This is a genomic window from Bowmanella dokdonensis, assembly GCF_017254865.1.
GTDB lineage: Bacteria > Pseudomonadota > Gammaproteobacteria > Enterobacterales > Alteromonadaceae > Bowmanella > Bowmanella dokdonensis.
Genome location: NZ_JAFKCV010000090.1, coordinates 1 through 451, shown reverse-complemented (window position 1 = coordinate 451; position 451 = coordinate 1). Strand labels below are relative to the sequence as shown.

The following is a 451-nucleotide window of genomic DNA, read 5'->3' as shown; positions in this document are numbered from 1 at the left end:
AACCAGGGCTGGATATGTGACAGAAAACGGCACAAGCGCCGATACAGGGCCACCGACACCCCTGCGGGTTTCAACCTGGCAGCCAAATACAGCGCCATCAGGCTGAAAACATACACCACCGGCAGTACCACCACGGACAGCACCAGTAGCACAGACAAAAAACTGTGCTGAAACACATGCATCCCAAACGCGGTATCCAGCAGACTGATTTCCTGCGTTAAGCCTTGCGCGTTAAACGACATAAAAGGAAACAGCAGGCTTAGCAGCAGGCACACCAAACAAGCCACGCCATAGGCCCAAACCTGTTGCGTAGGCGAATGGGTAACAGTCAGTAGCCCATGGTCGCAGCGTGGGCAATGGGCTTTGCCCTTACCGGCTAACTGGGGCATACGCAGAACCAAGCCACATTCCTCGCAGCTAAGCAGGTGTTGGTTTGGCTGATGATGACTCA

1 protein-coding gene is annotated in these 451 nt (G+C 54.3%); it reads right to left on the bottom strand.

Annotated elements, in window-relative coordinates; translation table 11 throughout:
- Positions 1 to 389, bottom strand: a 389-nt coding sequence (locus J0A66_RS21680) for a paraquat-inducible protein A (protein ID WP_206575934.1), incomplete at its 3' end; no start/stop codon positions are given.
- Positions 390 to 451: the final 62 nt, after the last annotated feature.